Genomic DNA, 9,700 nt, shown 5'->3' with positions numbered 1-9,700 from the left:
GTTCCGTGAGGATGGCCTTGTCAGGACAGATATCGTCCGGATTCTCGAAGAATCCGGCCTGGGCATGCCGACGTATACCGAATGGGGCCGGAGCCGGTCTGGCTGCTTCTTCTGCTTCTACCAGCAGAAGATCGAATGGGTTCGGTTGAAGGAGAAGCATCCGGATCTGTTCGAGCAGGCGAAGGAATACGAAGCGAGAAGCCTCCGCCAAGGCGTCAATTTTACTTGGTGCTCGAGCGAATCGCTCAGCGAGCTTGAGATGCCGGAACGAGTGGCTGCGATCAAGGCAAACAAGCTGGCTGCCGATGCCAGAAAGCGCGAGAAGCGCGGCAACCGCTCTCTTGCCGAAGTCGTCGGCGGCCTTGAGGTGGACAGCCCGAACGAGCGGGAAGGATGTCTCATCTGTTCACTCTAGCATTTGGGCTTATTACACGCATGCTCCGCTTTGGCCGGCTCAAGTTAACATTGCGTTGGGACCGGCGCCGGAGCCAGCAAAACAATCTGGCCTGCTCAGTGCGGAAAATTCAATCCGTCTCGATCGGCAGCGTGGGATCCCTGGCCCACTCTCCCATCGAGCCATCGTAAAGGCTCAGTTTGTCGTAGCCGAGCTGATGCAGCAGAAACAGATCGATGGTCGCCGAGATGCCGCCGCCGCAGTAGCAGATCACGTTCTTATCCCCAGTGATGCCGTTGGATACGAACTTCTGCTCCGCCTGATCAAGCGGCAGGAATTCACGGCTTGCGGGATCCGTCAGGCCGGCCGCCGGCACGTTCACGCTGCCGGGTATCCGGCCTGGCCGGCCGTATCGACTTGGCTCCAACCCGCGGTGGAACTGCGGTCCAAGGGCGTTGACGGTGATGCGGTCCACTTGCCCGATCGCGGCCTTCACGGCGTGCCTGTCGGTGAAAAGGCCCGGCCTTGGCCTGGCCACCATCCGCGCCGGCTTGTAGCCCGCAGCGGCGCCGCTTTCGGTGGGCCGCCCTTCGGCGCGCCATTTGTCGAAGCCGCCATTGAGGATGGCCGCGTTGTCGAAGCCGATCGACCTCAGCATCCACCACAGCCGCGTCGCCCACATCATCGTCCCGATACTGTAGAGCACGACCTTGGTGCCGTCGCCCAGACCGTGACGACCGAAGGCCGCGGCAAGCCGATCGGCGGGAGGCATCATGAAGCGGAGCCTTGTCTCGGGATCGGAAAACTCGCCCTGCAGGTCGAGAAAATCCGCACCGGGAATATGGGCCGCCTCGAACGAGGCGAGACCCGGGACGGCAACATAGGGTTCGTCGCTGCCGGGCGGCGGCGGCTCCAGATAGGTCGTGCAATCATAGATCCTGAGATCCGGTTCACGGAGGATGGCGGCAAGCTGCCCGGTGCTGACGAGGGCATTGGCATCGCGCATGATGTTCTACCTCCAACGTGGTCCATGCTGCCTGGGACGTTAGCGCCGATCACCGCACGAAGCCACGGCCATGCCCTTAATGACGCGATGTGCCAACAAGAGACATCCGCTCTGGTTTCGGCAAACGAGGCAGGATACCCTTTGGTCCTGCGTGCGGTCGGTTGTCGTTTTCCAGCCGAACGCCACTTCCGGCTTAACGGCGAGGCTTGCGAGTGGGGTTATCTTCCTGGTTCAGCGCGGGCGGAATGGGCGGCCTTCAGGTCTTGTCGGAGGATAGCGGACCAGCCTTCTGCAGAGGGTGGCATGACTCCGCAGGAGGCGGACGTAGCGGCGTGCTGGTTGTGCTCCCAACTCGGAGCAACCGATACCCGCCACCGTTGATCGCCTCGCCCGCGAACTCAAGTCGAGGGATTTAGGATGAACCCGAGCGACAGGCAGCAACTGATCGAATCAGTCTTCGCCGGCAGCGGCGAGATGGCCGCACGCATGCGCGAGCTCGACTGGTCGGCAACGCCGCTCGGCCCGGTGGAGCAATGGCCGCAAGCTCTGCGAACCTCCGTGCGCATTATGCTGGCCTCGGCCTATCCGATGAACATCTGTTGGGGGCCAGACTACGCATCTTTATACAATGACGGGTATGCGAAGCTGGCTGGAACAAGGCACCCTGGGGCGCTGGGTCGTCGTGTTTTCGACGTCTTTCCCGAGGTGCGGCATTCGATTGAGCCCCTCTTCGAAGGGGTAATGCGGACAGGGAAGGCCGACTTGCTTAGCGACTTTCTACTGCCTTATAAGCGCAGCAACTACCTCGAAGAGGTCTACGTCGCGTTTTCAACTAACCCGGTTCCGGATGACGATGGTCGCGTCGGCGGCGCGTTGGCCATCGTGCTGGAGACGACGGAACGGGTGCTCGAAGATCGACGCCGGCATTTGCTTCGCGACCTGGCATCGCGAACAGCGGCAGCACGAACCGAAAAGGAAGTGTGGCGCGTCAGCGCGGAGACACTCGGCGAAAACTGCCTGAGCCTTCCCTTCGCATTTCTCTATGAGTATCGGCCTTCCGAGCATCAAGCGTACCTGGCAGGCGCGAGCATGGAAACCGGCGAAGCGCTGCGTCCGCCGGTAATCGACTGCCTCACGGAGAACCTCTGGCGATTCGACCCTGCACTGACAAGGGATGGGGTTCTGGTCGAACTAGGGAGCCTGGCTTCGGGCGTGCCGGTGCCCAATTGGCCGGACCATCCCAGGCAAGCATGCGTGGTGCCGATCCGGCTGGGAGAATACAGCGAGGCGCTCGGATTCCTCGTCGCTGGAATCCATCCCGGTAGAGCCTTTGACGACGCCTACCGCCAATTCGTAAATCGGATCGCCGACCAGATCACGATTGGGCTGGCCAGTGCACGCGCATTCGAACAGGAGCACCAGACGGAACGCGAAAAACTGCGCGCCAGCGAGCAGAGATTGGCGGAGACCAGTCGCCTTTACCGTGAGCAGCAGCGAGCCGCAACAGAGTTGCAAATCCAAGTCGATCTACTGCAGCAACTTCCAGTCGCTACCTGGACGCTCCAGCCTGATGGAACACCGGATTTCGTGAATCGGGTTTGGCTTGAGTTCGCCGGACAAACTCTCGATTTCGTCCGGTCCAATCCTGAGGCCTGGATGAACGCGGTACACCCCGATGATCGGGAGAGAGTCATCAAGACCTTCTGGGAGGGCGTGAGTTCAGGGCGCGGATTTGTGTTTGAAAACAGGTCTCTCCGCGCTCAGGACGAGACCTATCGCTGGCATCTTCAGCAGGCCGTGCCCTTGCGCGATGCAGATGGAAAAATTCTCAAATTTGTTGGTACGACAACCGACATTGATGACCAGAAGCGGGTCGAAGAGTCTCTGGCTGCACTCGACCGTGCCAAGACAACGTTTTTCAGCAACGTCAGCCACGAGTTCCGAACGCCATTGACGCTGATGCTCGGTCCGCTTGAGGAAATTCAGAAGGAAGCGAGGGAGCAGCTCAGTCCCGAACGGCACGAGCTTCTGGCCACGGTGCACCGCAACGGGCTCAGATTGCTCAAGCTCGTCAACGCTCTTCTGGACTTCTCCCGGATTGAGGCTGGACGCCTGCAGGCCTCGTATCAGCCGACTGACCTGGTCACATTCACTTCTGAAATCGCAAGCGCGTTCGATTCGGCGATGAAGAGCGCCGGGCTTCGTTTCTCAGTCGAGTGCCTGCCAATCGCCGATCCGGTGTATGTCGATCGCGACATGTGGGAGAAGATCGTTTTGAATCTGCTCTCCAATGCTTGCAAATTCACGTTCGCAGGCGAGGTTGCTCTCGCATTGAAGCCAGCAGCCGGCGCAGTGGAGTTGCAGATCCGCGACACCGGCGTGGGAATACCCGGGGAACATCTCGACCACGTCTTCGAGCGTTTTCACCGCGTCGAGAGCACCCAGGCCAGGACACAGTTTGGCGCAGGCAGCACATTCACCGTGACGATTCCGAGCGGCAAGGAGCATCTGCCTGCGGAGCACATTCGGGCCGCGCCAACGCTCGCCTCCACCAAAATTCGGGCCGAGGCTTATGTCGAAGAGGCCCGGCATTGGACCGCGGACGAAACGGGTGGCGTGGCCGCCGATGCAGCGATGCCTGCCAAACGGCCATCGCTTGCTTCCCCGCCGCGGCCCAAGCCGGCGGAGAAACGCGAACTCATCGTCGTGGCCGATGACAATGCGGACATGCGCCAGTACCTGGCACGCTTGCTGAGCGAGCGATATGAGCTGCACGCGGCTGTGGACGGCCGCCAGGCATTGGAAGCAACGCGGCAACTGCGCCCCGCTCTTGTGCTGGCGGACGTCATGATGCCGCATCTCGATGGGTTCGGTTTGTTGCGGGCGATTCGCGATGATTCAGCCCTCGCCGGCACGCCGGTCATCCTGCTGTCGGCGCGGGCGGGCGAAGAGTCGCGGGTGGAAGGGCTCGAGGCCGACGCCGACGACTACCTCATCAAGCCGTTTGCGGCGCGCGAATTGCTGGCGCGCGTGGCTGTCCATGTCAAAATGGCCAATCTTCGCCGCGAAACTGCGGAACGCGAAGAACGATTGCGCAGCGAGGCGGAACTCGAACGCGAGAAACTGCGCGCCAGCGAAGAGCGGTTGGCGGAGACGAGCCGTCTCTACGGCGAACTGCTGCGGGCCGACGCCGAGTTACAGCTACAAGTTGATCTGCTTCAGCAACTCCCAGTATCCGCCTGGACGCTCAAGCCTGATGGGACGCCGGATTTCGTGAATCGGGTTTGGCTTGAGTTCGCCGGACAAACTCTCGATTTCGTCCGGTCTAATCCTGAGGCCTGGATGACCGCGGTCCATCCCGAGGATCGGGAGATGGCAGCCAGAACCTTTTGGAAGGGCGTGCGCTCGGGACAAGGGTTTGCATTTGAAACCCGGTCTCTCCGCGCTCAGGATGGCGTCTATCGCCGGCACCTCCATCAAGCCGTGGTCCTTCGCGATGCGGAAGGAAAAGTCCTCAGATTTGTCGGAACGACGACCGACATCGACGACCAGAAGCAGGCCGAAGAGGCTTTGCGCCAAGCGGAGGCGGAGTTGGCCCACGCGAACCGCATCGCCACAATGGGTCAACTCACGGCCTCCATTGCCCACGAAGTGAACCAGCCGATCGCTGCCCTGCTCACGAATGCCGAAACGGCCGTGCGTTGGCTCGCTCGTCAGCCGCCAGATTTTGAAAAGATCGGGCAGTCGATCCACCGCATTGTCAACGACGGCAAGCGGGCCGCCGGTATTTTGAGCCGGATTCGCGATTTCTCCAAAAAGGCGCCGGCGAGGAGGGAAGGGCTGGAAATCAACGAGGCAATCTTGGAGATTCTAGCGCTGGCCCGTGTCCCGATGTCTGAGAACGGTGTTTTATCGAAGATGCAACTGGCCGAGGGGCTTCCGCACATTCTGGGCGACAAAGTCCAATTGCAGCAGGTAGTGCTGAACTTGATCATGAATGCCACCGAAGCGATGAGCGAGGTCAGGGAAGGATCGCGCGAGTTGTTAATCAGCACGAGTGCGGCCGAGTCGGACGGCGTGCTTGTAGCGGTGAGCGACACAGGGCCAGGGCTACCTCAAGCCAAGGCCGAGCGCATCTTCGAGGCGTTCTATACGACCAAAGCCAGTGGTTTGGGCATGGGGTTGTCCATCTGCCGCTCGATCGTCGAGGCGCATGGCGGCCGGCTCTGGGCAAAGCCGAACGAACCTCGCGGCGCCGTCTTTTGCATGATGCTTCCGATCGTAGAAACGTCGCTTGAGAAGCCGGAGTCGTCCGAGGGCACGAAATGACAAATGCCGCTTGCTGCTCCGTGGCGCCATTTTGAACAATCCCTCCAAAATCAGCTCACGAGGTGGTGACGGGATGGGCCGCACTCATTCCGCTTCGGGTCATTTGCTACCGGGTCGAGCCGGCACCAGGTCCGGAAATGTCCGCGCCGCCCGCATCAAGGGCCGGTCTCGCGATCCAGGGCTACGACGTCGGTGATCCGCTTCCCCCAGGCCACGCTCACCGCCGACGAACGCGCGGCGGTGGCGGCGGTGCCGCGGGACATCGCGTGAGCCACGCGCCAGCCTCCGCTGTCATCGCCAAAGCCTCCGCTGTCATCGCCCGCGAAAGCGGGCGATCCAGTAGTCCGAGGCTTCAGCAAGCGCTCGGCTCGTCGAGGAGATTGCCGTCGCCGGACCCGACCTGGTCCTACAGCGGTTGCTCGCTCTGTTTTTTGAACAGCTTTCTTGACCTCCGGATAGAATTGGGGCGCCTCGCGGCGATCGGACATCCCGTACTGGCGGATGACGCGAACGTGGCGATGGCGCAGCTTGCCCGCGGCTACCGCCTTCGGCTTCCAACGCCCGGCGGCGTCGCATCTCGCCATGCGACGAGAAGCAGCAGCTTGCCCTGATTGGTGATGCTCTCGAAGACCTCCTGATCGATGACGCCCTCGCTACCGGTCTTCGGCAGCCCGAGGTCGCCCGCAAGATTTGTGCCGGCCGGCTTCTCGCCTTTCGCCGGCGAGAGTTCGCTAATGGTTTCAACCTTTGCCTTGCTGAGGAGCTTGGCCTGATTCCGGTAGTCGTCCATGCGACCCTTTTTCGGTTGAACGACGAATATCACGGCAAACATCGGGGCTACTCCTTGGCTTGGTGGCGTGTGGGCTAGCGAAGCGCAGGTTGACGGTCGCAATCGTCGAGAAAGGTCTGCGCCTCGCGGTAAAGCGCGTAGCGGTTTTCTTCGAGGTGCATGAGATGAGTGGCGCGTCCGATCTTCACATCGCGTTTCATCGGCGACGCCTTCAACGCATCGAAAAGCCAGCGCGCGTCGGCATCGGTCGCGAGGCTGTCCCATTCACCACGGACGATCGCGACGGGAGCGCGAATGAGGCCGGGATCGTAGGCGAGATCGCCCGCGCCGGAGGCGGCAATGTCCTGCCACGGTCCGCTGGGCGTCTTGACGCTTGCCGGCGAACGAGATCGGCTCTCCGGGTCTGTGTCGAGATAGAGTGATCCCCATACCTCGAACTGGCTCTTCGAAAGAACACCCGGCTCGCCCGGAGGAACCTCCGCCGTGAACCGGTCCCACTGGTCCTTGAGCGAGACGATGCGCCACGCCGGAAAGGTCCGAGGCTCCGCCTTCTTCTGGCGCCATGTGACCGGCCCGAAGAACACCAGCCGCTCGACAAGGTCAGGGCAGCGACCGGCAAAACGGCCGGTCGCGATGGTGCCCCACGAATGCGCAATAATCGAGATTTTCGCCACACCATGATGGTCGCAGATGAAGCGCGCAGCCCGCTCGATCTGTCGGCTTGCCGCTTCGGCGCGACCGAGGACGTTCTCGGGTGCGGCAGGCTTTGCCATCTCCGGATAGGGGTCCGACGCGCCAAAGCCCAGGAAGTCGAGACCCCAGACGTGGAATCCGGCTTCGGTCAACTCATCGCGCCAGGAGCGGCCATCGAAGCGATGGGCGATCGACAGCGCCGACGGGAAAGAGCCGCCGTGGACGTAAAGCACGATCTTCAACGCGCCCGCTTGCGGCGTATTCGGCGGCAGGTAGCGCAGAAACAAAGTCAGCCCATCGATATCGCTGGCGATGCGGAAATGCTCTTCCTTCGGGTCGAGCTTGGGGGGTGACAACGGCATGAAATATCTCTTTCGTGCGAGGTTACGAGTGGTCATGAAACGACCCCAGGGCAGCCATGTTCCGGTAAATGCTTCGACCGCGATCGAACTATTGTAAGAGGAAGGGACGCCCGGTCGTTCCCGGCTTTCGCTTCGACCGCGGTCGAAGTATCCGGCGAACCTTTGCCCGTGGCACGCGTTGTATGACAGGAGGAACAATGCCCCGCATAGCTGCTGAGATGGCGGAAGTTTCGAGTTTGATTGGCGATGTGTCGCGGGCCAACATTCTTGCAGCACTCATGGACGGCCGGGCCTTGACCGCACTTGAGTTAAGCCTCGCCGCCCGAGTGACCCCGCAGACGACGAGTTCACATCTCGCGAAACTCCTCAATTCGAACCTCCTTGCAGTCGAAAAACAAGGTCGACACCGATATTACCGATTGGCGTCACCGCAGGTGGCTCAGACGTTGGAGAGCATCATGGCGCTTACGTCACGTGGACCAGCGCGTCATCGCGCAAGGTCAGAAGTCGACGACGAGTTGCGAGCAGCGCGCATGTGCTACGACCATGTAGCTGGTGTGCTTGGAGTTGGTATTTCGGATGCACTGATCAAACGCGGCCATATCGTCTTCGAAGGCGATGCCGGCGAAGTGACCGAGTCCGGGCGCGAGTTTTTCGCCAATCTCGGGATCGGCCTCACGGCACCGATAAAAAGCCGACGTATTTTTTGCCGTCCATGCCTTGATTGGAGCGAGAGGCGGCCGCATCTCGCAGGTCACGTTGGAGCAAAGATCGCTGCATTCTGTTTAGACCAAAATTGGTTAACGAGAAAAAATGATAGTCGTGCCCTGACGATCTCCCGTCCAGGCATGAAAATGCTGCAACGCTGTTTTGGCGCGGATGTCGGAAACTGCTCGCTCTAGGTGAGATGCGGATCATGAACGGTCATAGATCAAATTCCGCATCGCGTCAAAATGACGCCAGCCGCCAAATTCTGAAATCCATGCCATGGGGTCATGCAGGAAGACCGGCCGCGCTTAGGCTAGAGTAAAAACTCTCTTGAATAACGGAATCCCTGAGCAAGCGGTCGTTACTCCTGACAAACTGGATGGCGTTTGGGAACAATCGTCAAGTGACGCGTTAGGTCAGCGTTTCCTAATCCACCATGCCTTCAAGAAATGATACGCAACGACCGCACGCGTGAGAAATCACGATCATGCGTCACCAGGGCAGCCGCGTTGATCGCCAATGCGCTGGCCGCTTGAACTGCGTCTGCAAGCTTGAGGGGGAGCGACGCCCGCAGTCTCGCAGCGCTTTCCGCAATGCCGACGTCAAGCGCGATCGGTTGCCACGATTCGAGGATGGCGCGGTAACGCTGCGCCAGCGCGTCATCACCTGCCTGCAAGGGCCCGGTCAGCACCTCGGCGATAGTAATGGTCGTTACGGCGAAGCGCAGGCGCCCGGTTCCATGGGCTTCGAAGATCGACTTGAAGCGCGGTCCGAATTTCGGGTGCCGCTCGAGGACGTAGATGATGGGTGCCGAATCGATGAGTACCAGGGCATCCTCCGGCAGACCCCGAAGATCTAACGGCTCCATTCGTCACGCAGCTTTCGAAGCGTATGGGTACTATTCTTTCCCCATAACCCGCGACCGGATCCTGCGACGGAAATCAGCGGCTGCTGGCGAAGGGCCGCGCCATACGCCTCGATCGGTACCAACGCTGCAACCGGACGGCCATGTCTGGTGATGATCGTCGAACGGCCCTTCTCGGCCGCATCGAGAAGATCCGGGAGCTGATTGCGAGCTTCTTCCGCGCCTTTATTCAAGATGGGGCTCACCATGCGTGCCTCCGATGCAACCGTGCAGCACCGTACAGGATCAGTCAATATCACCCGACCGCTTCCGCAGCAACCGATGCAGCGTGGCGTTACGGCGATTCCCGCGCATGGCGAACAAGAAATCGCACCCCAATCGCCTCCCAAATCGCCTGTACCCGCCACCACTTTTCCCCCTGTTACAATCTCAATGAGGGCAACTGCCCGACTTTGAAACCCTCATCGCTCCGCAGGCGCGCCAAGCGCGCCACCGCGAACCGCCACGATGCCCTCGTGCAGCGTTGTAAAAATTCGCGCCTCGCCGATAGCTG

7 protein-coding genes and 1 pseudogene are annotated in these 9,700 nt (G+C 60.7%); 3 read left to right on the top strand and 5 right to left on the bottom strand.

Annotated features, from left to right (window positions below):
* Positions 1-415, top strand: a pseudogene (locus ABSG20_RS27705) (hypothetical protein); the annotation flags it as partial.
* Positions 416-524: 109 nt separating this feature from the next.
* Here the strand turns inward: ABSG20_RS27705 and ABSG20_RS27700 are convergent.
* Positions 525-1,400: a sulfurtransferase gene (locus tag ABSG20_RS27700; RefSeq protein ID WP_423867666.1), complete on the bottom strand. Its 876-nt coding sequence runs from the start codon at positions 1,398-1,400 to the stop codon at positions 525-527.
* A gap of 417 nt (positions 1,401-1,817) precedes the next feature.
* Here ABSG20_RS27700 and ABSG20_RS27695 point away from each other — a divergent pair, with 417 nt between their 5' ends.
* Entirely contained in the window at positions 1,818-5,729 is a 3,912-nt protein-coding gene (locus tag ABSG20_RS27695; protein WP_423867665.1) for an ATP-binding protein, read from the top strand.
* 538 nt (positions 5,730-6,267) lie between these two features.
* Here the strand turns inward: ABSG20_RS27695 and ABSG20_RS27690 are convergent.
* Both ABSG20_RS27690 and ABSG20_RS27685 read right to left on the bottom strand, forming a co-directional pair.
* Positions 6,268-6,561 (bottom strand): hypothetical protein, encoded by a 294-nt coding sequence (locus ABSG20_RS27690; protein WP_423867664.1) that lies wholly within the window; start codon positions 6,559-6,561, stop codon positions 6,268-6,270.
* 32 nt (positions 6,562-6,593) lie between these two features.
* Entirely contained in the window at positions 6,594-7,574 is a 981-nt protein-coding gene (locus tag ABSG20_RS27685; protein ID WP_423867663.1) for an alpha/beta hydrolase, read from the bottom strand.
* A 197-nt stretch (positions 7,575-7,771) separates the two neighbouring features.
* On the opposite strand from ABSG20_RS27685, the gene ABSG20_RS27680 reads away from it, so the two are divergent.
* Positions 7,772-8,476, top strand: coding sequence for an ArsR/SmtB family transcription factor (locus tag ABSG20_RS27680; protein ID WP_423867662.1), 705 nt, complete (start codon positions 7,772-7,774; stop codon positions 8,474-8,476).
* 248 nt (positions 8,477-8,724) lie between these two features.
* Here ABSG20_RS27680 and ABSG20_RS27675 read toward each other — a convergent pair whose 3' ends face one another.
* On the bottom strand, positions 8,725-9,150 hold the full coding sequence (locus ABSG20_RS27675; RefSeq protein ID WP_423867661.1) for a type II toxin-antitoxin system VapC family toxin: 426 nt from the start codon (positions 9,148-9,150) through the stop codon (positions 8,725-8,727).
* Positions 9,138-9,395, bottom strand: coding sequence for a type II toxin-antitoxin system Phd/YefM family antitoxin (locus tag ABSG20_RS27670; RefSeq protein WP_423867660.1), 258 nt, complete (start codon positions 9,393-9,395; stop codon positions 9,138-9,140). Before ABSG20_RS27670 ends, ABSG20_RS27675 begins: the two co-directional genes overlap by 13 nt.
* Positions 9,396-9,700 lie beyond the last annotated feature (305 nt).

Origin of the sequence: Bradyrhizobium sp., from assembly GCF_049512235.1 — a bacterium.
GTDB lineage: Bacteria > Pseudomonadota > Alphaproteobacteria > Rhizobiales > Xanthobacteraceae > Bradyrhizobium.
The sequence above is the reverse complement of the archived record's forward strand: the minus strand, read 5'-3'. Positions and strand labels throughout refer to the sequence as shown.

Bases quoted from the DNA above. Each gene is read 5' to 3' on its own strand.
- ABSG20_RS27700 (WP_423867666.1), bottom strand. From the start codon at position 1,400: ATGCGCGATGCCAATGCCCTCGTCAGCACCGGGCAGCTTGCCGCCATC.
- ABSG20_RS27695 (WP_423867665.1), top strand. From the start codon at position 1,818: ATGAACCCGAGCGACAGGCAGCAACTGATCGAATCAGTCTTCGCCGGC.
- ABSG20_RS27690 (WP_423867664.1), bottom strand. From the start codon at position 6,561: ATGTTTGCCGTGATATTCGTCGTTCAACCGAAAAAGGGTCGCATGGAC.
- ABSG20_RS27685 (WP_423867663.1), bottom strand. From the start codon at position 7,574: ATGCCGTTGTCACCCCCCAAGCTCGACCCGAAGGAAGAGCATTTCCGC.
- ABSG20_RS27680 (WP_423867662.1), top strand. From the start codon at position 7,772: ATGCCCCGCATAGCTGCTGAGATGGCGGAAGTTTCGAGTTTGATTGGC.
- ABSG20_RS27675 (WP_423867661.1), bottom strand. From the start codon at position 9,150: ATGGAGCCGTTAGATCTTCGGGGTCTGCCGGAGGATGCCCTGGTACTC.
- ABSG20_RS27670 (WP_423867660.1), bottom strand. From the start codon at position 9,395: ATGGTGAGCCCCATCTTGAATAAAGGCGCGGAAGAAGCTCGCAATCAG.